Source organism: Rheinheimera mangrovi, from assembly GCF_003990335.1.
In the GTDB taxonomy this organism is placed as follows: Bacteria; Pseudomonadota; Gammaproteobacteria; order Enterobacterales; family Alteromonadaceae; genus Pararheinheimera; species Pararheinheimera mangrovi.
This window is the reverse complement of sequence record NZ_CP034683.1, coordinates 412,070-436,248: the sequence shown is the minus strand read 5'-3', so window position 1 is coordinate 436,248 and position 24,179 is coordinate 412,070. Positions and strand designations below refer to the sequence as shown.

21 protein-coding genes are annotated in these 24,179 nt (G+C 46.5%); 6 read left to right on the top strand and 15 right to left on the bottom strand.

Features of this window, described 5'->3' with window-relative positions; genetic code table 11:
* Positions 1–57: 57 nt before the first annotated feature.
* Complete coding sequence (locus EK374_RS02010; protein ID WP_127019657.1) at positions 58–1,392, bottom strand: sigma-54 interaction domain-containing protein; 1,335 nt, start codon at positions 1,390–1,392, stop codon at positions 58–60.
* Between the two features lie 186 nt (positions 1,393–1,578).
* Here EK374_RS02010 and EK374_RS02005 point away from each other — a divergent pair, with 186 nt between their 5' ends.
* From EK374_RS02005 to EK374_RS01990, 4 genes are all read left to right on the top strand, one after another.
* Positions 1,579–2,013: a hypothetical protein gene (locus tag EK374_RS02005; protein ID WP_127019655.1), complete on the top strand. Its 435-nt coding sequence runs from the start codon at positions 1,579–1,581 to the stop codon at positions 2,011–2,013.
* A gap of 155 nt (positions 2,014–2,168) precedes the next feature.
* Positions 2,169–2,717: a BON domain-containing protein gene (locus EK374_RS02000; RefSeq protein ID WP_127019653.1), complete on the top strand. Its 549-nt coding sequence runs from the start codon at positions 2,169–2,171 to the stop codon at positions 2,715–2,717.
* A gap of 125 nt (positions 2,718–2,842) precedes the next feature.
* Positions 2,843–3,310, top strand: a complete 468-nt coding sequence (locus EK374_RS01995; RefSeq protein ID WP_127019651.1) for an Rrf2 family transcriptional regulator — start codon at positions 2,843–2,845, stop codon at positions 3,308–3,310.
* Positions 3,311–3,316: 6 nt separating this feature from the next.
* A complete protein-coding gene (locus EK374_RS01990) occupies positions 3,317–4,210 on the top strand; it encodes an NAD(P)/FAD-dependent oxidoreductase (RefSeq protein ID WP_127019649.1) in 894 nt (297 codons plus the stop codon).
* 77 nt (positions 4,211–4,287) lie between these two features.
* Here the strand turns inward: EK374_RS01990 and EK374_RS01985 are convergent, their stop codons facing one another.
* The 7 genes from EK374_RS01985 to EK374_RS01955 form a co-directional block, all read right to left on the bottom strand.
* Positions 4,288–5,202, bottom strand: a complete 915-nt coding sequence (locus tag EK374_RS01985) for a DMT family transporter (protein WP_127019647.1) — start codon at positions 5,200–5,202, stop codon at positions 4,288–4,290.
* Positions 5,203–5,236: 34 nt separating this feature from the next.
* On the bottom strand, positions 5,237–7,960 hold the full coding sequence (locus EK374_RS01980) for a putative bifunctional diguanylate cyclase/phosphodiesterase (protein ID WP_127019645.1): 2,724 nt from the start codon (positions 7,958–7,960) through the stop codon (positions 5,237–5,239).
* A 69-nt stretch (positions 7,961–8,029) separates the two neighbouring features.
* On the bottom strand, positions 8,030–9,658 hold the full coding sequence (locus EK374_RS01975) for a methyl-accepting chemotaxis protein (RefSeq protein ID WP_206099264.1): 1,629 nt from the start codon (positions 9,656–9,658) through the stop codon (positions 8,030–8,032).
* A gap of 217 nt (positions 9,659–9,875) precedes the next feature.
* The gene (locus EK374_RS01970; RefSeq protein WP_164731795.1) at positions 9,876–10,235 is read right to left on the bottom strand and encodes a response regulator; all 360 of its coding nucleotides are present in this window, start codon (positions 10,233–10,235) and stop codon (positions 9,876–9,878) included.
* A 100-nt stretch (positions 10,236–10,335) separates the two neighbouring features.
* Positions 10,336–10,971, bottom strand: a complete 636-nt coding sequence (locus EK374_RS01965; RefSeq protein WP_206099263.1) for a response regulator transcription factor — start codon at positions 10,969–10,971, stop codon at positions 10,336–10,338.
* Complete coding sequence (locus tag EK374_RS01960; protein WP_127019639.1) at positions 10,968–12,374, bottom strand: PAS domain-containing sensor histidine kinase; 1,407 nt, start codon at positions 12,372–12,374, stop codon at positions 10,968–10,970. Before EK374_RS01960 ends, EK374_RS01965 begins: the two co-directional genes overlap by 4 nt.
* 152 nt (positions 12,375–12,526) lie before the next feature.
* Positions 12,527–13,348 (bottom strand): alpha/beta fold hydrolase, encoded by an 822-nt coding sequence (locus tag EK374_RS01955; RefSeq protein ID WP_127019637.1) that lies wholly within the window; start codon positions 13,346–13,348, stop codon positions 12,527–12,529.
* A gap of 197 nt (positions 13,349–13,545) precedes the next feature.
* On the opposite strand from EK374_RS01955, the gene EK374_RS01950 reads away from it, so the two are divergent.
* The gene (locus EK374_RS01950; protein WP_127019635.1) at positions 13,546–14,130 is read left to right on the top strand and encodes a TMEM175 family protein; all 585 of its coding nucleotides are present in this window, start codon (positions 13,546–13,548) and stop codon (positions 14,128–14,130) included.
* A gap of 9 nt (positions 14,131–14,139) precedes the next feature.
* On the opposite strand, the gene EK374_RS01945 is transcribed toward EK374_RS01950, so the two are convergent.
* A complete protein-coding gene (locus EK374_RS01945; RefSeq protein ID WP_127019633.1) occupies positions 14,140–14,760 on the bottom strand; it encodes a response regulator transcription factor in 621 nt (206 codons plus the stop codon).
* Between the two features lie 26 nt (positions 14,761–14,786).
* Entirely contained in the window at positions 14,787–19,334 is a 4,548-nt protein-coding gene (locus EK374_RS01940) for an ATP-binding protein (protein WP_164731794.1), read from the bottom strand.
* 52 nt (positions 19,335–19,386) lie between these two features.
* Here EK374_RS01940 and EK374_RS01935 point away from each other — a divergent pair.
* Positions 19,387–20,534 (top strand): IS3 family transposase gene (locus tag EK374_RS01935; protein ID WP_127019341.1). Its coding sequence is split into 2 segments (ribosomal slippage): positions 19,387–19,624 and positions 19,624–20,534, totalling 1,149 coding nucleotides; the frame shifts between segments, so codons are not numbered across the junction.
* Here EK374_RS01935 and EK374_RS01930 read toward each other — a convergent pair.
* The 5 genes from EK374_RS01930 to EK374_RS01910 form a co-directional block, all read right to left on the bottom strand.
* A complete protein-coding gene (locus EK374_RS01930) occupies positions 20,531–20,743 on the bottom strand; it encodes a hypothetical protein (protein WP_127019629.1) in 213 nt (70 codons plus the stop codon). The genes EK374_RS01935 and EK374_RS01930 overlap by 4 nt on opposite strands.
* Positions 20,744–20,797: 54 nt before the next feature.
* Entirely contained in the window at positions 20,798–22,144 is a 1,347-nt protein-coding gene (locus tag EK374_RS01925) for an MFS transporter (protein ID WP_127019627.1), read from the bottom strand.
* Between the two features lie 395 nt (positions 22,145–22,539).
* A complete protein-coding gene (locus EK374_RS01920) occupies positions 22,540–22,920 on the bottom strand; it encodes a response regulator transcription factor (protein WP_127019625.1) in 381 nt (126 codons plus the stop codon).
* 101 nt (positions 22,921–23,021) lie between these two features.
* On the bottom strand, positions 23,022–23,306 hold the full coding sequence (locus EK374_RS01915) for a XapX domain-containing protein (protein WP_127019623.1): 285 nt from the start codon (positions 23,304–23,306) through the stop codon (positions 23,022–23,024).
* A gap of 144 nt (positions 23,307–23,450) precedes the next feature.
* Positions 23,451–24,137 carry a hydrolase gene (locus EK374_RS01910; protein WP_127019621.1) on the bottom strand — a complete coding sequence of 229 codons (687 nt, stop codon included), beginning with the start codon at positions 24,135–24,137 and terminating at the stop codon, positions 23,451–23,453.
* Positions 24,138–24,179 lie beyond the last annotated feature (42 nt).

Here is a 24,179-nt window from a genome sequence, read left to right as displayed (position 1 = left end):
CTGAGGCGGGGGTTTAACCCCCGCCATTCTTTATCAGCAAGACGAGCACTTTAAAGCTCAACTTTCCTGCTGGTATTTTTCCAGTTTGTTGTAAAGCGTTTTTACACTGATCCCCAACTGTTGTGCTGTATCGGTTTTATTCCCATTATTTCGTTCCAGCGCTGCAAAAATGGCGGCTTTTTCCAATTCATCCAATGGCATATCTGACGGAACCTCAGCAACCGCAGCAGTTGCGGTCGCCTCTTCGATCAGCAGATGTTCAGGCTCAATCTGTTTGTCCGCCAAAATAAAGGCCCGCTCTACCGCATGCTTCAACTCACGCACATTACCTGGCCAGGCATGCTGTTTAATCACAGCTAAAGCTGCGTCAGACCATTGTTTTTGTTGTTGTTCACGCACATTACAATACGCCAGAAAATGTTGCGCTAAGCCAGCAATGTCACCTTCCCGCTCACGCAGTGGCGGCACTTTGACTGGAAACTGTGATAACCTGAAATACAAATCTTCCCGAAAAATGCCATCAGCCACAGCTTGAAGTGGGTCCCTGTTGGTTGCAGCTATAACTCTTACGTTGGCCATGCAGACTTTATTGCTGCCAACTGGCCTGTATTCACCACTTTCCAGCACCCGCAGCAACTTCACTTGTTGATCCAACGGCATTTCTGTCACTTCATCCAAAAATAACGTGCCTTGTTCAGCCTGAGCGAACACGCCCTGATGATCACGCAAAGCCCCGGTAAAGGAGCCTTTGACATGACCAAAGAGTTCGCTGTCGGTAAGCTCAGAACTTAAAGCACCACAATTAATGGCCACAAAAGGTTTGTCGGCTCTGTGACTGGCTAAATGCAGGGTATTCGCCACCAGCTCTTTACCAGCGCCACTTTCACCAATAATAAAAACGTTGGCTTCAGTCACGGCCACCTTGCGCACTGTTTTGTACAGTCTGAGCATAGCGGCAGAGGACCCGACCAATAAACCAAACTGATCCAAATCACTGCTTTGAACTCTGCGTTTTACCGCCACTGAAGATAACTGTTGATAAAAATCCTGTACCGCATCCAACACAGACGTCATATCCAGCGGATGACGGAAATGGTAGCCAGCACCAGAACGCATCAATTGATCCGTAGCCAGGTCTGGCAAGCCTTTACTGACCAGAATAAAGTCGATTCCAGCCAGCAGATTGCTTTGCTGTAACAAGTCGTACTGCGCAGGTTCAGTGCTGTCAATTTCAATAAAAGCCAAATCACAAGGCTGCCTGAGCAGTTGTTCTACCCAACATTCATCCGGCTGACTTTTACAAATAACAAAACGCCGGACAGTCTCTGACTGCAAAAGCTGGCTGGTTAATTCCGGGTCCTGCAGATGCAGGAACATAACGGGCTGGGTCATAAGTACCTTCCATAGTTAGAGCGTACTGACTGTAAATTTAACATGGGTCCTGAGTAAAACTTACCGATCGGCGCTCAGCTTCCCAGACAAGGAATTCAAAAATATCTATACATCATAAACTTACATCTTGGTACATGAATTGATAATGAATCTGCATAGTTTTATTTACTATGGAGTACCCATCTGATGACACCAAGCTTACCGAATCAAACCTCACAGGTCCGGGATATAGAACTGATCGCAGCTTTTAGTCTGTTGTTTAGCAGAGCCAGGCGTTTTTATCAGCAAAATGCAGAAACAGCAGGGTCAGGCAATCTGCGCCGGCACTTTGCAGCGCTGGCAGAGTTGCATCAACAAACTTTATATCTGTTACCTAAGCCAAGCCAAAGTCAGGTTGCGTCAGACGGGCTGGAGGCTTTGTATGAGCTTAGTCTTTGGTATGACAACAAACGAAGCCAAACGTCACTAGCCACTATACAGCAACAACTGGTGAAACAACTGCAATTGCAAAAAGCAGTGATCAGACACTTTGACTTACAGCAGTACCAGAAGACCTTGCTGCATTTTACCGCTAGTCTGCAAATAGCCGCAGATCAGCTGGCAAGTATCCAAACCAGTTGAACTGGCATGAAACTTTTACCGATCAGCCAGACAAAATTACAAACAAAAAATTAACATTAAATGAATGAAAAAATATATTCAAATTAAATCAACAACTTAAATTTTGGCATCAAACTGGCAATACCTCACTGTCTCACTAACAAAGGAGCGACACGATGAAACGCACAACATTAGCAGTGATGATTACTTTAACTTTGGCATCTGTATCTGCCATGGCCGCCAATGACTGGAAAGATGCAACCAAAGATGCCTGGATAGACGGTAAAGCCGAAACCACGCTGTTGCTCAATGGCAACCTGAATTCTTTTACCATAGACACCCATGTGAAAAACGGTGTGGTCACTTTAACAGGTGAAGTAGAAAGTGATGTGGATAAAGCCTTAGCCGCAGAACTGGTAGAAGGCCTGGAAGGCGTCAGCTCAGTCGAAAACAAACTGATGGTGAAAAAAGACAGCCAAACCCAAGCTGATCCAAAAGCCATCAGTGCCTTAAAAGATGCAAAAATTGCCACTGTGGTAAAAACCAGCTTGCTGTTTGAACCTGAAACCAGTGGCACCAGCATAGATGTAGACGTCAGCAACAGCGTCGTCACACTCAGCGGTACAGTAGACTCAGATGCGGAAAAAGATTTGGCCGTTGCCAAAGCTAAAAACACCAAGGACGTGGTGGATGTGGTAGATAAACTTACTGTATCAAAAGGCTGAGCCCTTAACACCAACGCCAAAGCCGGTCGTCAGTGGCCGGCTTTTTATCGCTCTGCGGCTACAACTCAGCGCCTTTCCCAGATCAGAACTTGATCAGTTTCACATCATGTAATAATGTAAGTTACATGAAAAGTGATAATAAACTCTCATCCATTTTGCATGTCATTCTGCATCTGGCTGAACATCATCAGGCCATGACGTCTGAGACGCTTGCCCTCTACCTGAAAACGAATCCTGTTGTGATCCGCCGCATGATGGCGGGCTTACGTCAGGCAGGATTAGTGGTTTCAGTCAAAGGCCATGGCGGGGGCTGGACTATAGCAAAGCCTCTTGAGGCCATCAGTTTGCGGGATGTGTATCAGGCTCTTGGTGCTCCCCGTCTCTTTGCTCAGGGGTACAGGCAGGAAGCGCCACAATGCCTTATCGAACAGGCGGTGAATGCGTCGCTGGACTCAGCTTTTGCGGCGGCAGAGCAACAACTGCTGCAAAAATTTGGCAGTGTTAATCTCTCTGATATAGCAGCTGATTTTGAACTCAGACGCCAGCAACATCTGGCGAATCTGCACAACCCACAACAACCCCCGAAAGAGTAAGCAGATATGGATCTTGATGTGATCATCCTGGGAGGCAGCTACGCTGGAATGGCCGCCGCTTTACAGTTAGTACGTGCCCGCCGCTCTGTCTTGGTGATAGACGCAGGCAGCAGACGCAATAGATTTGCTGACAGCTCGCACGGCTTTTTAACTCAGGACGGCAACAGCCCTGCCGCTATTGCTGCCACAGCCAAAGCTCAGTTGTTGGCCTATCCGACAGTGCAATGGCTGGATGCGTCTGCCCTCAGCGCTCACAAAATCGCATCCGGTTTTCAGGTCAATACAGAGCAACAAAGCTATCAGGCCAGACGTTTAATATTGGCTACAGGTGTGACCGATCAACTTCCTGACATTCCCGGTCTTGCAGAGCGTTGGGGCAAAAGTATTTTTCATTGCCCTTATTGCCATGGCTACGAGCTGGAGCAAGGCTCCATAGGTGTAGTCGCAGCCAGTCCACTCGCTTTGCACCATGCGCTGATGTTACCGGATTGGGGGCCAACCACTTTATTCACTAATGAATGTTTTGAGCCCGACGCAGAACAAAAAGCACAGCTGCTTGCCCGGGGTGTGGTGATTGAATCGGGTAAAGTGCTGCAGATTTCAGGCAAAGCGGATGTGCAGCTCACCACTGGTAAGACACTGCAGATGGCTGGCCTTTTTACCCAACCTGCCACCACAGTCAACAGCCCATTGGCAGAACAGTTAGGTTGCCAGTTTGAGCAAGGCCCAATGGGTGCTTTTATTCACACCAGCGCCAGCAAAGAAACCACTACAGCGGGCGTATTTGCCTGTGGTGATAATGCCCGTATGGCAGGTTCAGTGGCTATTGCCATAGGAGATGGTTCGCTGGCCGGAGCCATGGCGCATCAGTCTCTGCTGTTTAGCGCTATCAGCCACTAAACTCCTTAAACAAACTCCCTGTCGGATTTAATGAACACATTGAAAAACCGGACTCCAGCAAATGCTGAGTCTGGTTTTTAGTCCAATTCCCGATAAAACCCCAGAAATAACGCTGCTGCGATCAGGCTAAAACCAAGCCACTGACTTAAAACCGGAATATGCTGAAATAACAAAATACCTGACAACATAGTGACGGCAGGCGAAAAAGCCTGGAACAATACGGCCTTGCCAAGCCCGAGGTACTGCACAGCTTTGCTGAAGGCAAATAAAGCCAATACGCCGGATAAAACGCCCTGAAACAGCACTTGCTCAATCACATGATCAAAATCCAGCATCGAGATATGCAAAGGACCATGCAACACTAAATAAAGCGGGCAATAAATCAGCGACGACAATACAGCCACCACTACTGTGGCCGCTAACGCATCCACCTGCCAGTAGCGAACCAGCATTAAAAACAGCGCCCACATCAGTCCAGCCAGCGCAAAAAGTACATCCCCTCTCCAGAATGCGGCGCCGTCATGATCCGGAACTGCAAACGGCCGGGCCACTGCAGCCAGACCAACAAATAACACCAGCAAAGCCGCCAGATAACTGAACTTAAGTTTTTCCTTGTGACACAGCAGCACTATGGCCAGGCAAGATAAAATCAGCGCCAGAGCCTGGATCACAGTGCCATGAATAAGCGGAGCATAGGCAAAACCATGCAACGCCAAAATGGCAAACACAGGCCCGGCCAGCAGCGTCAACACCAAAGAACGCTGCCAGCCCACTCTCCGGAACATATTACTCAAAGCCAGCACAGGCAGCAGTAATAAGCCTGACGTCAGGTAACGTAAAAACGCTAGATCCTCAGCACTAAAACCATCAGCAATACCCTGACTGGATACGGCCATATAAGAACCCCAAATGCAGGAGCCAATTAGTCCGTACACCACACCGGTAAAATCGTTTTGCTCTGTGCTTTGCTGCATATTGTCGCTGTTGTTCATCTCAACACCCCACTGAAACGGCTGACCGGACGGATTAACTTTGACCGTATTTCAATTGCACAACCTGAGTGGTCTCACGCTGATTACTCAACGCAAAATCCAGAAAAGCCTCAGGAGCTAAAGGTTTGGCATAACAATACCCCTGCACTTCGTCACAGCCGCGGGCACGCAGCAGATCGGCAGTGGCCGTATCTTCCACCCCTTCAGCAATAGCTTTCAGATTAAAGCTGTGCGCCAGGGTGATAATGGATTGCACTATGGCTTCATCGTCCGGATTACGGGCTATGCCCTTGACAAAGGACTGGTCGATTTTCAGCTTGTCCACCGCAAAACGTTTCAGGTAGGCCATATTGGAGTAGCCTGTACCAAAGTCATCGATGGACAACTTCACCCCCAGAGCTTTTAACTGGGCAATAATCTGCATCACCCGCTCTGAATCCTGCAGCAGCATTGACTCTGTCAACTCCAGTTCCAGCCATTGGGCCGGTAAACCTGACTCTTCCAGCGCCTGCCGTACTTCAGCCACTAAATCGCCCTGACGGAACTGCACAGCTGAACAATTAACCGCCACCACAAAAGGCGCCATACCTTGCTTACGCCACAACATGGCTTGCTGACAAACTTCACGGATGAGCCAGTTACTGATCGGAATAATCATGCCGTTGGCTTCAGCCGCCGGAATAAACTCTGCCGGAGAAATCAGCCCTTCAACAGGATGTTTCCAGCGCAATAAAGCTTCAGCGCCAATAATGCGGCCTGTGTGTAAGTCCAGCTGAGGCTGATACTGGATAAACAGCTGTTTTTTGCTTAACGCCTGACGCAGATCGGTTTGCAGCATCAGGCGGCGCACGCCCTGCTCTCCCATAGTTCTGTGATAAAACCTGTAGGTGTTACGGCCATCTTCTTTGGCTTTATACAAGGCCATATCCGCCGCTTTCAGCAAAGCTTCAAAATCAGCGCCATGCAGCACATGAATAGCCACACCTATAGAAGGCGTCACTGAAACTTGCTGTGCTTCTAACTGCAGCGGTTGTTGAATTTGGGTAATAATGTCCTGCAATAACTGCTTCAGCTCTTCGTGCTGCTGCGCAATCCGTACCAGCAACAAGTATTCATCGCCACCCAGCCGGGCCACAGTGTCGATACGGCTTTTAAAAGACAACAAACGTTTAGCCACCGCATGCAATACGGCATCACCGGCGTAATGCCCCAGTGAGTCATTGATGTTTTTAAAGTTATCCAAATCCAGATACAGCAGAGCTATATGGCCATCCTGGCCATCAACACCAGCCTGCAACTGCTCAAATCTGTCTTTTAGTAACCAGCGGTTGGGCAGGCCTGTTAATGCATCGTGATAAGCCATATAACTGATGCGTTGTTCCTGATCTTTCCGCTCAGAAATATCCTGCAAAGTCACCACAGCCCCTATTAACTGCTGGTTTTTGATATTGGGATAAGCGCGGATCTCCACCTGAATTTGCTGCTGTTGCGCGTTAATAAAACTATGATCGTCGCAGTAAAACTCTTTGCCCTGACGGATTTGACTTAACAATCTGCCCATCAGATCCGTGCGTTCGCCGTTGTGATCAACAAAATGGATCTCAAGCGGTTTAGAGGATAAATCCGTGTCTTTGGCATAACCAAACAACTGCACACAACTCTGGTTACTGAAAGAACATTCGCCGCGTAAATTCAATCCAAAAATGGGGTGGCCCACTGAATGCAGCAATAATCGAATGTATTCCTCTTTGGCTTGCAATTCTTTGGCTGAGCGCTGCTCTTTGGCTCTGGTTTTTTGCAGGCGACGACTGAAAATAAAACTCAGCAGACAAATCAGCACAGATAACACAGTCGCCAGCGCTGAACTTAAATACCATTCCGCCAGATAATCTTTGCTGGCGTACCCTGTGACGACAACAAAAGGATAAGAGCCCAGTCTTTTAAAACCATACAAACGTTTCACCGCATCTACTCTGGAATGCATAAAAAGCACCCCTTCGTTTTGGCCTTCCGCCAGTTGCCGGTCTATTAAATCGGCTTCATAACGTGGCATTTTTTCAGTCCACTCGGGCTGACGTACTACTGTGGCAGGCGGGTCGATACGGCGCAGAGTTAACACACCTGCAGGCCCCAGTTCTACCTGGGCAAATAGCTTCTGAATGGCGTCCAATCGCACTGAAGTCGCCACCCAACCATTAAGTTCATGCCGGGTATTAAACAAAGGCACGGCCAGCGCCAGCCTGTTATCTGAAGTTTGTTCAAACAGCAGTGCAGGTAATTTAGGCGCATTGACCAGTGCCGGTATTTGCGAAAAATACAGCTGCGGATCTCCACCTTCAATGCTGAGTAGAGCCGAGCCATATTTACTCAGCACAATCAGCGGAGGCAATTCCGGGAAACGACTGGTCAGAGTCTGCAGGTGCTGGCGCAGCGTCTCCTGTTCCAGCTGACTTTTATCCAGCAAAGTGCTGTCCAGCATCTGCGCCACACTGCTGAGCTGAGTCTGTACCGGGTGCAATAAACCGGCGTTTAGTCTGGACTCCAGCGTCAGATTGATATTATGCAAATCAGCTTTGGCCTGACGTTCGGTTTGCAGATAAGAGATCAATAAAAAACCGCAGAGTAACAAGACAATACTCAGGTATAAAATCAGCCATAAACCGGTTTTGGCTACCACAACTGTGATCTGTGGCTTGCTGTTTGTGTCAGCAGCACCTGAAAAATGCTCTGATGCCACAGGAAAATGGATACTGTTCATAGTGTTATCCCACTGAACCTCTGCAGACCCCTGTGCTTTGACAAGGGTCTGCTTGTTCAGAGCTTGAAGTTAAAAGGCGAAACGGTCGACTAAACCTGCCAGATTTACTGCCAGTTTGGATAACTCCTGACTGGCTTGCGAAGTCTGGCTGGCACCGGCCGCAGTTTGAGTGGATAAATCACGGATTTTTAACAGACTTTGGTCAACTTCTCTGGCCACTAACGCCTGTTGTTCAGTCGCACCTGCTATCGCCAGATTACGTTCGTTAATCTGCGAAATGGCCAGCGTGATTTGACGTAAGGCCTGGTCTGCCGCTTTGGCTTGTTCCAGAGTAGCTTCAGCCTGCTGTGCGCTGAACTGCAGTGAATGCACTGTGTCATCGGTTTGGTGTTGCACAGTGTTGATCATATTTTCAATTTCCAGCGTTGACTGCTGGGTACGTTGCGCCAGCGAGCGCACCTCATCAGCCACGACCGCAAAACCACGACCACTTTCACCCGCTCTGGCGGCTTCGATGGCGGCATTTAATGCCAGCAGATTGGTTTGGTCAGCTATAGTGCGTATCACTTCCAGCACTTTGCTGATGCTTTGGGTGTGAGTCGCCAGAGTTTCAGCTTTATCAGAAACCGACATCACATTAGTGACCAAATCTTCAATCAGGCTGATGGACTGCGCCACCCGCTGATTGCCATCTTTGGCTTCACGATCAGACAACTGCGACAGTTCTGATGTAGAGACGGCATTGCCTGCCACTTCATTCACTGCAGAGGTCATTTGTGACATGGCTGTCGCGGTCAGTTCAATTTCATTACTTTGTTGCTGCAAATCGTTGGTACTGCTCCAAATCACTGTGTTCATTTCTTCTGTGGCTGAAGCCAGTTGCACAGCAGAATCGCGGATATTTTCGATCACATCTTTCAAATTTTTCCGCATCAGGTCCATAGCACGCAGCAAAAAGGCAGGTTCATCATTACCTTTGCACTCAATACTTTGACTTAAATCACCGCTGGCAATAGTTTCAGCAGCCAGTAAAGCTTTGCGCACAGGTAATACGATGCTACGGGTCAGCACTACAGCTAACACAACTGTCAGAACTACAGCCAGCAGTAAAGTTATACGTACCATCAAGGAAGACCGCTCGAAGTTTTGCTCATTACCAGCAGCAGCTTCAGCCGAACCTGCTTTGTTATAGGCAATCAGCTTTTCTAAGTTCAGACTGATACTGGCGCCACCTTCACTTAACTGACGGCTTAAAGATTCAGCTTCAGCATCGCTCAGGTTGTGCTGTTCAGCCAGACTGATCAGTTGGTTCAGATCATCAAAGTACAAGGTCAGGCTACGCTCCAGAGCCGTCATGGTGGCCAGCTCTGTTTCTGCTAAATCACGCAGTTTGTATTGCTCTTCCAGCTGCACTATCTCAGCACTGGCTTTATTGATCAGCGCTTTGCTTTTTGCCCGCACTGCATCATCTTTGCTGGCTCTGAATCTTTGCCCTTCCAGCCGCACAGTGCCAATTCTGTTATTCAGCTCCAGCAAGGTATTGATACCAGCTAACCAGTGCTGATCGATCTCTTTGGTGGCCTGATTCAGCCGCTGCATTTGTGACAAGCTGAAAAAGCCTAAAAACAACATAATTAACGTCAGTAACGCAAAACCACTGGCTGCTCTTTTTCCGATACTTATTTTTCTTAACAGCATGAGATGCTCCTTCCAACATAAACCTCAGGGTTCAGCCACAACACAGCAGAAGTGGCACATAGTGAGTCAACAGACTGAAACTTGTGACCTTGAGTAAATGCTAAGGCAAGGCTGAAGCTGAAACACTTCTACCTGGGGTAAGGGCAACTAAGGAAATGGTTTAGGCAATTAAAACCTTGGTATAAGCAGCGGTTAAAAAACAGCTGAACCCTGCTGTTTACAGCAGAGTTTCCAGCACCTTCAGCATTTCGGCCGAGCTGAAAGGCTTACTGAGAAAAGCGCTGGCACCAGCGGCCAATGCTTTTTGTTTTAAGCTCTCTTCAAAAAAAGCTGTGAGTAATACCACAGGAACAGGAGGGGTCATTTGTTGCAACAGCCCCAGCACTTCAAAACCACTCATGCCGGGCATTTGCACATCGGAAATCACGCAGGACACCAGAGTTAATTGGTCTGAGGCCAATAATTGACGGCCTGAAGCAAAGGTTTCTACCTTAAATCCCAGGCTACGCAGAAAGCTGCCTAAAGCAATACGGACAGAATCGTCGTCATCAAGCACATAAATCAAAGGCGGTTTCAACTGCATACTCCAGGTAGCCAACAAAACTTGTACAGCGTTTTGTTTTTAACAGGAACACAGCTTAACCGATAAAGAAAAAGCAGAACATTATACCGGGGTATTAACTTTTACTCAGTTCCAACTGTCCGGCCATACGAACCAGTTCAGCAAAATTTTTCGCCTGCATTTTTTTCATCATATTACCGCGATGAATTTTTACTGTGATCAGGCTTAAATTCAGCTGGTCTGCAATTTGTTTGTTCAGCAAACCTGCCACAGCCATCCGCATCACTTGCTGCTCCCTGTTGGTTAACGAGTTGAAGCTTTGACGCAATTCATCAGACACAGAATCCGCAGCCAGACGTTGCTGATCTTTTTGCAAGGCCGCCGCTATGGCATCCAGTAAATCCTGTTCACGGAAAGGTTTGGCCAGAAAATCCACAGCACCGGATTTCATTGCTTTGACCGTCATCGGAATATCACCGTGGCCTGTGATAAAAATCACCGGCAAGTCGATGCCTTTTTCCAGTAACTGACGATGAAAATCCAGACCATTAGCAAACTGCAGCCGCACATCGAGGATCAGACAACTGGGTACTGCAGCCAGGCTGACCTGCTGAAATTCGGCCACAGTAGCAAAGACTTCGGCTTTTAAGCCCACTGAGCGCAATAAACTGCTTAATGAATCCCGCACTGCCGGATCATCATCCAGCACATAGACTATGGGCGGTTTAGCCCCTGATGCAGTCTTAATCACAGAGGATCCGCTGCCAGTTGCGGCAGTTGCAGACAAAACACAGCTCCGGGAGGCTGCTTTTGTTCTGCCCATAACAAGCCATGATGTGCCTCAGCAATACTGCGGCAAATAGATAAGCCCATGCCCATACCTTCTGATTTTGTACTGTAAAATGCATCAAATAATAATGGATAATCCGCAGCTGTAATACCAGCTCCGGAATCAGCTACTGTTAACAGCCAGTTTTGCTGATCCGGCACTACTGTGACTGTCAAATAACGTTCAGACAGCGCAGTCTGCTCCATCGCCTGTTGGGCATTCACCAGCAAGTTAATCAATATTTGCTGTAACTGAATTTTATCTCCAGCCACCCAAAGCGGTCTGTCAGGCAACTGCTGACTGATTTGAATATGATGACGTTGCAGCTCCTTTTCAAGCAACAACACCGACTCAGAAATCACTTCACGTAAATCCAGCTGCAGCAAAGTCACAGTGCCTTTTTTCGACAAGGTGCGGATCCGTTTCACCACTTCAGCTGCTCTGTGTGCTTCTTTGACTATGGCACTGACACAGGAACTGATTTCAGGTAGATCGGGTTCTGGCCTGTTCATCCAGCGCAATGAGGCTTCGGCACTCATGCTGATGGACGCCAAAGGCTGATTAATTTCATGAGCTAATGATGCAGACATCTGACCTAAAGTGCTCAATCTGTTAGCCTGCTCCAGCGCTAATTGCTGCACCCGGAGTTTATCTTCAGCAAAGCGGCTTTCGGTCAAATCGTTGTTACTGATCAAAATAGACTGAGCTTTACCTTTGGCATCCAAAGCCACAGACCAGCGACTGGCCACTACCACTGGCTGTCCGGATTGATGCCGCTCTGTCAGTTCACCTTCATAATGACCAGTGGCGAGCAGTTGCTGCATCGCGTTTTCCGGTGTGTTGAGCAACTGACATAAGGTTTTGCCTATTGCCTGCTCCCTGCTCCAGCCATATAAGTTGCTCGCGCCCTTATTCCAGCTGGTGATCACTCCCTTCCTATCGCAGGTTAAAATGGCGTCATGAGTTTGCGACAATAAATACACTTGTTGTTGCAGCAAAGCTTTAGCGGTCTGGCTTTTCAGTGCCAGCACAGTGGTAATTGCAATAGCAGCAAGGCTTATCAGGCAACGGGCAAAAGCCGAGCTGTGTAAAGTCGCGCCATGCGACATAAAAAATGCAGTCAGGGTCAGCACTATGCACAAGGCGCCAACAGCAATAACGCCACGTTTTGAAAACATTTCGGCGGCCATCAGCACCACAATGACATAAAGCACAGCCACCGCAATTTGCAGTGAAGTGATGGTATCGGCAATAAAAATAGCTGCAGTGACAGCAGCACCAAATCCATACATCAAAGTGCTGACTGAGCTATGTGTAACCAGCATTCGTTTTTTAACTCTGTTATTAGCCTGAACAGATTGTCTACTATCTGCGAGACACCGGCAAAACACCAGTATACCAAGGTATAAAGACTGGACTGAGGCAAAACAAGGGAGTCATTAAAACTCCCTTCTCTATTCACTCAGCGTTGAATGAGTTAAGAACGTAAAAAAGCCAATAAATCCTGATTGATCTGGTCTTTATTGGTTGAAGGTAAACCGTGAGAACCGCCCGGATAAAGCTTTAATGTGGCATTTTTCAACAGTCTGGCTGCAGCTACCGCCGTAGTTTCAGCTGGCACTATCTGATCATCATCGCCGTGGATCACTAAAGCCGGCACATCGACCTTTTTCAGATCTTCAGTAAAATCTGATTCTGAAAACTGTTGAATGCAGTCGTACACATTTTTTAAGCCAGCTAACATGCCCTGATAACAAAACACATCCTGCAAGGCGGTGGAGACTTGAGCGTCCGGGCGGTTAAAACCAAAAAATGGTACCGTCAAATCACGGAAAAACTGATGACGATTGGCCAAAACACCAGCACGGATACCATCAAAAACCTCCATAGGTACACCATTCGGGTTATTTGCTGATCTGCCCATCTGAGGTGTCACAGCGCCAACTAATACCAGACCTTTGATCCGTGATGAACCATGACGACCTACATAACGGGTGACTTCGCCACCACCAGTAGAGTGCCCTACAAGCGTGACATCCTGTAAATCCAAAACCTCAATCAGGCTGGCTAAATCATCGGCATAGGTATCCATATCATTGCCTGCCCATGCCTGCTCCGAGCGGCCATGGCCACGGCGGTCATGGGCGATACAACGATATCCCTGTGATGCGAGGAAAAACATCTGATCTTCCCAGGCATCAGAGCTTAGTGGCCAGCCATGACTGAACACCACCACAGGACCTGAGCCCCAGTCTTTGTAGAAAATTTTCGTACCGTCTTTCGCGCTAATAGTTGTCATCCGATCATTCCTTATTCATCTGGTGATTGCAGATCCGGGGCTGTTCTGGCCTCTGCCAGCTCAGCAGCACTGATACTAGAGCACGCCTCCAAAGCCACCTATTATGCCTATGTATAGGTACATTTAATTGCCAGACTCAGTAGAGTGATACAGCAGAAATTCCTTAACACTGAGCTGATACGCGAAGGGTGGATTGAATGGGTAAAAACAGACTGGAAACCCTGTTTGACGGCGTACTCGCCATTATTATCACTATTATGGTGCTGGAAATGCACATACCCACAGGACATAACATCGAAGCTTTATGGCCTCTGGCTCCGGTAGTTTTTAGTTATGTGATGAGTTTTATCTACTTAGGTATTTACTGGAACAATCATCATCATATGCTCTATGTTTGTGACAAAGTGACAGGCTCTATCCTTTGGGCCAACCTGCATTTGTTATTCTGGTTATCTTTGATCCCCTTTACCACGGCCTGGATGGGAGAAAGTCAGTTTTCAGCCCAGCCTGTTGCGCTTTATGGTTTTGTGTTGCTGATGACATCTTTTGCGTATTGGATGTTGCAACACCGGATCATTGTGTCGCAAGGCGAGCAATCCAGGCTGAAATATGCAGTAGGGAAAGACTGGAAAGGCCGCTTATCCATGGTGTTTTATTTGGCAGGCACTTTGTTGTCTTTTGTCTCACAGTGGCTGGCTTTAGCTATTTACATCGCTATCGCCATACTCTGGCTGATCCCGGACCAGCGCATAGAGCGCAGTCTGGAACATGAGGCCAACTAGCCAGAGTAGTTAACGACCTCTGGCCTGAGTTATATGTAAGCGTTCTGTGATCCGCACCAGATCGGTTATAGATTTGGTGCGCATTTTGTTCATGATCTGCTTTTTGTGCACCTTAATGGTAATTTCGCTGACCGCTAATTCAGCCGCAATTTGTTTGATCAGCAAACCACCGATAATAAACTCCAGCACCTGCTGCTCACGGGGAGTCAGCAAATTGTAGCGGGCAGCCAGCTCACACTGTTCAATACGATGCTGCAGATTGGCCTGATCGGATGTTAAAGCTTCAGCCACAGCAGCCAGCAAGGCATCAGGGCAAACAGGTTTGGTTAAAAACTCACGGGCGCCCTTTTTCATCGCCTGCACACTCAGAGGAATAGAACCGTATCCTGTAATAAAAATCACCGGAATTCGGGCCTGTGTGCTGGCCAGTTGTTCAATAATGTCCATACCATTGGAGTCTGGCATTTGCATATCCAACAGCAAACAAGCCGGAGTGTCTGGCATAGTGCTGTTCAAAAAATCTGTACCAGATGCAAAATCACGCACTGTGTAACCAGCAGATTGCAATAAGCTTACCAGTGCCGACCTTACCTGATCTTCATCTTCCACTACTATCACCAAGCCGCTCATTGTTTTTCTCCGTTAACATTGTTCATTCAGGGTTTGACCAGTGGCAGAGAAAACGAAAAGACTGTACCAAGCGGAAGTCTGGCCTCTGCAGTCAATCGCCCGCCGTGGTTTTCGACGATAGACCGGCAAATAGTCAACCCCATGCCCATACCTTCTTTTTTCGTCGTATAAAAGGCGTCAAACAGCCGTGCTTTTGTCTCATCGTTAATGCCTGGGCCTGTATCTTCCACCCGGATAACAATAGTCTGATCATCTTCTGTAAAAGTAGAGATAGTTAATACTCTGGGCCTGTCTGTGACTTCGCTCATAGCTTCGATGGCATTCATTACCAGATTCAGCATCACTTGCTGTAACTGCACCATATCGCCGAGAATATCGGACAATTCGGCAGCCAGCTGCAACACCAATGCGACTTTACGCCTTGCCATCTCACTGCGGGCTATAGCCACAATATGATTCAACACATCATGTATATCCAGTACCGTCAGTTCTGCTTTGGTGTTTTTAGTTAAAGCCCGTAAACTCTGGACAATTTCGCCTGCTCTTTGCCCTTCTGTCGCTATTGCCTGCAAACTGGCGCTGACGTGCTGTAAGTCCGGCGTGTTGCGATGCAACCAGCGTAAGCCTGCTCCGGCGTTGGCAACAATAGACATCAAAGGCTGATTAATTTCATGAGCGATAGAAGAGGTTAACTGACCGACTGTACTAATACGCGAATATCTGGCGAGATCACTTTGGGCTAATCTGAGCGCATCTTCAGACACTTTACGTTCAGTGATATCAAGCACAAGTCCAATGAATCCAAAAAGTTTGCCCTCTACTAAAGTTGGTTTTCCAATCCCCAGAATGTGGGTAATGCTGTCATTCGGTTTCAGCAGCCGATACTCTGTATGAATAGGTTTTTGATGAGCAATTGATTGATATAAACTTTCCTTGACCGCCTCTATGTCGTCCGGATGCACCACAGAACAGAAAGTCTCAAAACTTATGACTTTACTACCTGGCTCAAGGCCGAATATACGACCGTACTGCTCTGAACAATGTATTACATTTTCAGTAAACTCCCATCGCCAGCACCCCATCTGCCCAATTTCCTCACTCAAAGCCTGAGAGGCAACGGAAACTTTAAGCGATTTTTCAGCGGCCTCTTTAGCGGCGACAGCCTCTTCAGCAATTTTTTGCAACCGGAGATTTTCCAGGCATCCGGACATTTGCGCTGCCAAAAAAATAAGAAGACTCGTCTGATCTTCAGCACGGCTGTCGTGCCGGCCTTTGTACTCAACATAGAGTATGCCAACAAGGTCACCACGACATACCACAGGAACACTAATTGCGGCGTCGAAAGGACAGACTTGCAGATAGGGATCCACATCATAAGGAGGCTGATGCAAATCCCGAACATGAAGCAGTTGTTTACTCTTAACAGTGCCGGCTAATATTGAAAATGGAAAATCCGCAGCATCAATATCCTGCTGTATATGATCAACCCGGATCTCTCCTTCAGATATGTCACCACGCATTAATAACAGAGGTACAGGGTTTTCTACACTCACTAAGGCACAGCGTTGGGCTTGGCCATGTTCCAGTGCTGCTTTTAACAAATCCCTGAGTAAATTTTCAGGATCCTTGTCGAATTGAATAGAATTTAAAACAGCGGAAAAACCTGTGTCAGAAGCGCAATGTTGTAAAGCTGGCGATGCAGGCTGAATGGTTGTCTGGTCGGTAGCCTCTGGTTGTAAATGAACATAACTTTCCCGTATCTGTTTGACTTTGCCTTTGGAGCCCCAATTGTTGTAGTAATGCAAGGCATAGTTCAGATGTGCTTTCGCACTGGTGAATTGATTGAATTCAAAGGCCAAACGTCCTGCAAGTTCATGTGCCAGCGCTTTGTATTGCAGGAAATCACCATCTTTGCTACTACTGATCACCTGCTCAAACAACGCCATTGCAGCAAAAAAATCCCCCTCAACTCTCTTTAACTCAGCATTCAGGATCAGCGCTTTATCAGAGAAAGTCTCTGGATTTAATGATGCCCAATGTCCTACCTTTTCGATGCAAGACAGCAATACGGATTTGGTTAGTGTGGAATGCTGATTTGATTGATGACACGCACTTAAAGCAAGCGCATGGTAAAACTCAAGTTCAAATAAATAAACATGCCCGGGCATTATCCAGGTTAAATCACTGGCCTTTTCAAAACTACTGCAGGCTTCTGAAAATTCTGTCGCTAAATAATGCAGAACACCTTTGTAAAACCAATAGTAAAAAGAAACTGCCGGATAGCCGGCATTATCAGCATAGGCGGTGACAGTTTTGTTGACAGCGATGGCTGCAAGAGCTTGTGTAAACTGCTCACCACAAAACCTTTCGCCCTTGAGGCTCTGAAGAACCTGTACAAAGTTTTGCTGCAAAATAATCACATCTGAAATTCCGGATGCTGATAATTTTTGTCCGCAAATGAGGCTTGGTTCAGAAGCTAATAACAATGTGCTCAGAGGCTGGCCTTGCACATGAAGGAGGCTAAAACGATGACAAGATAAGGATGTGCCGGATATCAAATCATTTTCTGCTTGTGCCTTATCGATCCCTCTACCAATACAATCCAATGAATAATAAAAGGAGTTGCTCCAGCAACTTTGCAGACTCAAAGCTAACCAAACTTTTGCATTATTCTGAGCAAATTGCTGATGTCCAAGCAAAGACTTCACGAGCAGACAATATTGTTTTCCCTGTTGATACTGTTGATATCTGTGGCCAATCAACACACTAAACCAACTCAGGGCAACTAAGGTAAAACTACTCATACGGTAAAGAAGGCTCAACTCAAGGAGATGGCAAACAAGTAAAAACCTGAGATTAGGAGAAACTACAACTGCAGGATGAAGCAGCAAAACCATCAGCTGGCATTGCACTTCAACTTGAGTTTCGCAGCAAGGGGCTGCGAGCAGAAAAGAGTCTTTATCCCGCTCACTCAGCCGCAGACTGACTGCACTAAACGCCGCGTCACACTGCTCATCGCTAACCTGCCTGCACAATGTGAGCCCATATAGTTCCAACTCTCCCAAACCAAAATCCAATGCAGCATGAATTTGGCCGCGACCAAGCAGTGCCTCTAACTTTATACAACTAGCCTGGCCCCTCTGTAGTATTGAATTAAAACACCCCTCTGAGCTATCTAACCATTGCTGACATGTGTTTAGCTCACCCCGCTGCAACGCATCTGCGGCAAGGTTTAATTTTATATCGTTGGCGACTATCCCGTAGGTTACAGGATAGTGTGTGAGCAGAGTGTGAGCCAGATTAAAACAATTCTGGCTGAATGTGAGAGCATGCGATGCCTTTGCTTTCATCGCCACATTAACGGCTGCGGTTATAATAAATTCAGGTTCTTTTTCCTGTATAACCAGCTCTGGTACCTGAATTAAATATTGCAGTGCCCGGATAATAAGTGTTTCATCATCAGAGATATAAGCCCTGGACAGCCAATGATTTCCAACCTGAAGTATTATATTTTTATGTTCAAGCCGTTCAATTGAAGCATGAATAATCAGACGAACCAAATTCAGTCGATATGTGTAATGCGAGTCAGATTCAGACAGCCAATCCAATGGCAGTGCAGGCAGTATCATACTTTCAAACTGCGAATGCTTGACGCCCAGGATTTCAAGTAGCATATCGCTGTTAACAGCATCATCGACCACTGACAGATATTTTAATAATTTCTGAGTAGGCTCTGGAAGATCATATAACTTATTAAACACATCTTTATAAAAAAGATCACTGTATTCAAAACCAGCAGCTCTTGCTTTATCAATAAGCAGTATCCCACTATGGAGATCACGAGTCACACTATTGTTTTGTGCGAGAGCGTTTAACAAAAATTTAATTTGTGCCGGGAAACCTTTTGTCTTTTTAAACACAATATGACTGAGTTGTGCAATATCAGGATGGTTGCAGTTTAATGTTTTTGACAATACGTGATGAACCTGACTCTCTGTAAAAGGAAGCAATTCTGCATCCAGATATTGCTCAGAGTACCAGAGTGAGTCACGTAATGAATTCTGCACTGCTTCACAAAGCACTGAGTCGGCCCGCACAGTACACACCAGAACAAAAGATAATTTTTGAGAAGTGTTCAGTAAGGTGTGGAGTAACACTTGACTGGATTCGTCCAAGTTCTGGATATCATCTAAGACGACAAGCAAAGGACGCCCCACTGTCGCAGTGGAAAAAGCCTTAATAAAAGCCAAAACAACATCCTGAAAACTGTATAAACGATTCTCTGATGAACTTTCATTTGCCTGGCAAAATCGGGCGAGTTCAGGGATCCATTCAAGGGCCTGCACACTATTCAGTTCAGGAAAGTGTTTAAACTGCCTCTGCCAATAACCTGTTTCCCCGTCAGGGGTGGACAGAAACTCTGTTATGCCATGTCGAAAAGCCTGTATCAGGCAGGCAAAGGGAACAGCACCTGAGGGGCGGCTGACTTTAGCAAAAGCAACAAAATTCTTTTTATGTTTAATGGAGGCTATAAAGTGGTGAAGCAACGTTGATTTGCCAACTTGAATCGCCACTAATTTCCTAGACACCTTTCAGTTAGATAAACTAACTCAAAGAGAGGTGCCTATGAGCAGTAAACGTTACCCCGAAGAATTCAGAATCGAAGCAGTTAAGCAGGTCGTTGATCGCGGCCATTCAGTTGCGGATGTTGCCAAACGGCTCGATATCACCACGCACAGCCTGTACGCCTGGATTAAAAAGTACGGTCCTGACAAACAACAGCATAATGATTTGGCTGACGCTCAGGCCGAGATTAAGCGACTGCAAAAAGAGCTGAAGCGAGCCACCGAAGAGCGCGACATTCTAAAAAAAGCCGCGGCGTACTTCGCAAAGCTGTCCGACTAAGATACGCCTTCATTAAAGAACACTGCGACAGCTGGCCGGTGCGCTGGCTTTGTAACATGTTGGATGTGCATCCCAGTGGATACTATGCGTGGAGTAAGGCATCGCTGTCGAAACGCGATAAAGCAAACCGGCGGCTGACAGGATTAATAAAACAGTTTTGGCTGGAGTCTGGTTGTGTGTATGGCTACCGTAAAATTCATTCTGATTTACGTGATTTCGGCGAGTCTTGCGGCATTAACCGGGTATACCGGTTGATGCAATCCGAAGGGCTTAAAGCACAGGTTGGATATCGCAAACCCAGATCACGTAAGGGGGACAGCCATATCATTACGCCGAACCGCTTGCAGCGGCAGTTTAATCCGTTAGTGCCTGACGAGGTATGGGTAACTGATATCACGTACATCCGCACGCATGAGGGGTGGCTGTATTTGGCTGTGGTTGTGGATTTGTTCTCGCGCAAGGTTGTTGGCTGGTCGATGCATTCCCAAATCAGCAAAGATATTGTGCTGAACGCATTGCTGATGGCCGTGTGGCGACGTCAGCCTAAAAAACAGGTGATGGTTCACTCCGACCAAGGGAGCCAATACACCAGCCATGACTGGCAGGCATTCCTGAAAACTCATGGCTTACAAGGCAGCATGAGCAGACGCGGAAACTGTCATGACAATGCAGTGGCAGAAAGCTTCTTCCAGTTGTTAAAGCGAGAGCGGATCAAGCGGAAAGTCTACACGACGCGTGATGAGGCCAGAAGTGATGTGTTTGATTACATTGAAATGTTTTACAACAGTAAACGGAAACATGGTTCCAATAATCTGCTGTCACCGGTAGAGTATGAAAACCGTTACCAAGAACGGCTGGGAAGTGTCTAGTTTATTGGTGGCGATTCAACTCCATTTTCCCCTTTGACCAGAGCAACGCCCGGGAAATGAGTAGTGCGTGTATTTTCAACGGCGAGATGCAGCTTGGACAATGCCTCATCTTTGAAATAAAGTTCTTCTGAAGAAGATAATTTATTTTGTAAATTAAGAGGGTCCAGGTCATACATTTTTGTATATCTTTGTAGCCAGTTATCCTTCATTTTTCATCTAATACCATACTGGTGCCATCTAAAGTCTGCATCTTTTTGCACTGCCTAACCAATTTGATTCCTGGCCCGCATTCTGGCAAGTCGGCGACTTATTACGTCATGCCTACGCTCATTTATAGGCACAAGAGATATTGCAATAATAGAAATAAGCGCCATCAGGCCTGGCAACCAGATCAGGGCTAATTCAAAGCCTACCGCTACATTTGGAGCCTGCTGTTCTGATACCGGGTTAAACCCGAACCATCCGACCAGGCCAACAGACAAGGCCGCACCAGCTGCATATCCAGCCTTATTGGCAATTCCAAAAAACGAAAAATAACTAGCGTTTCTTTCACTGCGGGACTTCAAGGTACCATAATCTGAGATATTTGTTACAAGCGATTGTGCAGTCACAGATCCTATCGCATTGGCAGCACCAACAAGTATATTCGCAATAAACATGATGGCTAAGGTGTAATGCCCATTAAATGCAAATGGAAGTAACGGAACTGTCAACAGGATACATAAACCACTTATACAAAAAGCAATTTTCCTGCCCAATCTGGCACTAAGAAACACCGCAACCGGAGAGAAAATAAAAGCTGAAAAGGTAAAAGCAAGCAATATGAAAACATAGTATTCTCCTATGCCTAAATAAGAATCCATAAGTATAAAACCTAATCCTGCATAACAACCCCAGGCTAGGCTAATCGAAATATGGGCTATCATAAAAATTAAAAAAGGCCGGTTTTTAATTATTCCCTTCAACACTTCCATGATACTTACAGGTGGTATATTTTTTTCATCTTGATTTATTTTTTTATTCCCGGCACCACCAAAAGTGTACAAAAATATAAAAAGAGCAGGCACTGACAAACCTATAGCCAGGACAGCTGAAAAATTCATAGTCTCGATGGTCACTGCTGTAGATGAAAACATTGGCAGTAACGGAATAAACAGAAAAGCAATAATGCCGCAATAGGTGCCTATGGACTTGTAACCATATAAAGACGTACGCTGGTGAGCATCTTTTGCCAGTTCGCCAGCCAGAGCGGCGTAAGGTATAGCGTATAAGGTTACGCCTAAGTAAAAAAGAACAGACCAGGTGGCGAAATAACTTACACTTACGCCTTCTTGAGGCGTGAATAAAAACCAGTAACTTAAACAGGTCAGCAGAATACCACTTGCAATAAAGGGTAACCGGCTACCTACTTTTGTATAGTTTCTGTCAGAAAGGTAGCCAACAATTAAATCCGTAACAATATCAGTCAGCCGGCCTATAACTATTACTAAAGAAATCATAGTGAGTGGAATTTGATATTGTTTTGCGTAAATACCAGGCAGCACGTTTTGAGAAAACATCATCAACCCTATGATAAAGGGCAACAATGAATAGGCCATATTGAACTTCATTGTGGATCTACCATTTTAATTATCCGGCTTCTGCATAGGCTCAATGCGGCTTCTCTCTCAGTCAGCAAAGTACGCCATCACCACCACATTCAGCACCAGTAGAATAACAGTTTTCCGAACCGTCAAAGCCCGCACTTTAATAAAAAAGTCCTGAAATAAAGAGCTGTATCGCAGAGCCGTTGCGGTTTTGCCGAATTATTTCCTTTATGGGTATTGTCAGCTGGTGGAGAAGGCGTTTTTCAGGATATAGAGAGGGGTATTACTACCCGTTACGACACACTGATCAGAAACTACGCCAGCAATAGAACCTTAACCTTTGTGATTATGCGGCTGCCAATGCATTACTGAATCAATGATATGCAAAGATGAACGGCCTCAGGGTAATGCACTGAAATTCAGGCCCCGACTATATCCTCTATAGTTTTCAGCAACAGTTCAACATCCACAGGCTTAGGTAAAAATAGCAAAGCGCCGGCGCGTGCTATATGCAACTGAGTCTCTAAATCCGCATGACCTGAAATAAAGACTGTAGGGATAGTTACCCCTCCGGTACGCAACTGTTCAAATAACTCAATACCGCTGACGCCTTTCAGCTTTACATCAAGCACCATAAAACGGATGCTGCCAAGCATATCACTTTGCAACACAGCTTCGGCAGATTCAAACAGTAAGGTTTCATAATTCACAGAGCGCAATAAGTTATTTAAAGCAGTACGAACAGACTGCTCATCATCGACAATTGCAACCAAAGTGCCTGTACCATCAACTTTCTGCATATGATTCCCGTACAACAATGAGAGTAACCTTCCTTTTGAGTCCACAGCCTAGAAAAGGTTGTTGCAATCATCCAGCAACGGCTGAATCAACACTTCAGGGTTCAGACATCGTCTTTTGTAGTAGTGACTTTTGCTGCTTCAGTTTTTGCGACTAAAGTCACAGGTGTACCAGTGATTTTAGGGACACATTCTGTTTTAAACCATAACATAGTCACAGGCTGGCCCGCGACCCATTGTTTCACTACAGGTACAATTTGCTCACCAATCAGCATGCCAAGCAAGCCTAACAAGGCAATAGCGGGAGGAGCTGGTGAACGCACCTGCATCAGCGCATAAATAATACCCACCAACAAACCGGCACCCAGCGACAACAGATATAATTTCATACAAAACTCCTTGGACTAAACAGCCTGAAGGGTTCGGGTTAGCTGGCTTTATCCACCAGTTAACCCGAACAGAGTGCTGTGTTTTATCAACTGTCCCTCAGACTTTGGTGCAGCAAAGAGCAAGGGGCAGTCCCACAGCAAACATTACTTAGCGGCGACCGGCGCCAGCGTTTCATGGGTGCTGACTGTGCGTTGTGGTGCTTTATGCACCATGGTATAGGCGTAATCCACCCCCATACCATAAGCACCTGAGTGCTCTTTCACCAGAGCAACTACAGCGTCGTACGTATCTTTGTGTGCCCAGTCGCGTTGCCATTCCAGCAAGACCTGTTGCCAGGTCATAGGCACTACACCAGCCTGAACCATACGTTGCATGGCGTAGTCATGAGCTTCTTTGGAAGTGCCGCCCGAAGCGTCAGCCACCATATAAATTTCGTAGTCGCCTTCGAGCATGGCGCACAAAGCAAAAGTGGTGTTACAAACTTCAGTCCATAAACCTGCAACTACCACTTTCTTTTTGCCGTTTTTAGCTAAAGCGTCACGAACTTTCTGGTCGTCCCATGAGTTCATTGAGGTGCGTTCCAGAATTGGTTTACCTGGAAATACATCCAATAATTCTGGATAGGTGTAGCCAGAAAAGCCCTGAGTTTCCACTGTAGTGATGGTGGTAGGAATGTTGAAAATTTTGGCCGCTTTTGCCAGGCCTACCGTATTGTTTTTCAGGGTTTGCCGGTCAATTGACTGCACACCGAAGGCCATTTGTGGCTGGTGATCGATAAAAATAAGCTGACTGTTTTGTGGAGTCAGTACTTCAAGTTTAGGGTTTGCCATTTCTATAATTCCTTCTATTGCCAATCACGGTGTAATTACTAT

What these genes read in the sequence shown, in the direction of transcription:
- EK374_RS01945 (WP_127019633.1), bottom strand. Translation starts at nt 14,760, where the DNA reads ATGAGCGGCTTGGTGATAGTAGTGGAAGATGAAGATCAGGTAAGGTCG.
- EK374_RS01950 (WP_127019635.1), top strand. Translation starts at nt 13,546, where the DNA reads ATGGGTAAAAACAGACTGGAAACCCTGTTTGACGGCGTACTCGCCATT.
- EK374_RS01980 (WP_127019645.1), bottom strand. Translation starts at nt 7,960, where the DNA reads ATGAACAGTATCCATTTTCCTGTGGCATCAGAGCATTTTTCAGGTGCT.
- EK374_RS01985 (WP_127019647.1), bottom strand. Translation starts at nt 5,202, where the DNA reads ATGAACAACAGCGACAATATGCAGCAAAGCACAGAGCAAAACGATTTT.
- EK374_RS01975 (WP_206099264.1), bottom strand. Translation starts at nt 9,658, where the DNA reads ATGCTGTTAAGAAAAATAAGTATCGGAAAAAGAGCAGCCAGTGGTTTT.
- EK374_RS01920 (WP_127019625.1), bottom strand. Translation starts at nt 22,920, where the DNA reads ATGCAGAAAGTTGATGGTACAGGCACTTTGGTTGCAATTGTCGATGAT.
- EK374_RS02000 (WP_127019653.1), top strand. Translation starts at nt 2,169, where the DNA reads ATGAAACGCACAACATTAGCAGTGATGATTACTTTAACTTTGGCATCT.
- EK374_RS01995 (WP_127019651.1), top strand. Translation starts at nt 2,843, where the DNA reads ATGAAAAGTGATAATAAACTCTCATCCATTTTGCATGTCATTCTGCAT.
- EK374_RS02010 (WP_127019657.1), bottom strand. Translation starts at nt 1,392, where the DNA reads ATGACCCAGCCCGTTATGTTCCTGCATCTGCAGGACCCGGAATTAACC.
- EK374_RS02005 (WP_127019655.1), top strand. Translation starts at nt 1,579, where the DNA reads ATGACACCAAGCTTACCGAATCAAACCTCACAGGTCCGGGATATAGAA.
- EK374_RS01930 (WP_127019629.1), bottom strand. Translation starts at nt 20,743, where the DNA reads ATGAAGGATAACTGGCTACAAAGATATACAAAAATGTATGACCTGGAC.
- EK374_RS01990 (WP_127019649.1), top strand. Translation starts at nt 3,317, where the DNA reads ATGGATCTTGATGTGATCATCCTGGGAGGCAGCTACGCTGGAATGGCC.
- EK374_RS01915 (WP_127019623.1), bottom strand. Translation starts at nt 23,306, where the DNA reads ATGAAATTATATCTGTTGTCGCTGGGTGCCGGTTTGTTGGTGGGTATT.
- EK374_RS01910 (WP_127019621.1), bottom strand. Translation starts at nt 24,137, where the DNA reads ATGGCAAACCCTAAACTTGAAGTACTGACTCCACAAAACAGTCAGCTT.
- EK374_RS01960 (WP_127019639.1), bottom strand. Translation starts at nt 12,374, where the DNA reads ATGCTGGTTACACATAGCTCAGTCAGCACTTTGATGTATGGATTTGGT.
- EK374_RS01955 (WP_127019637.1), bottom strand. Translation starts at nt 13,348, where the DNA reads ATGACAACTATTAGCGCGAAAGACGGTACGAAAATTTTCTACAAAGAC.
- EK374_RS01925 (WP_127019627.1), bottom strand. Translation starts at nt 22,144, where the DNA reads ATGAAGTTCAATATGGCCTATTCATTGTTGCCCTTTATCATAGGGTTG.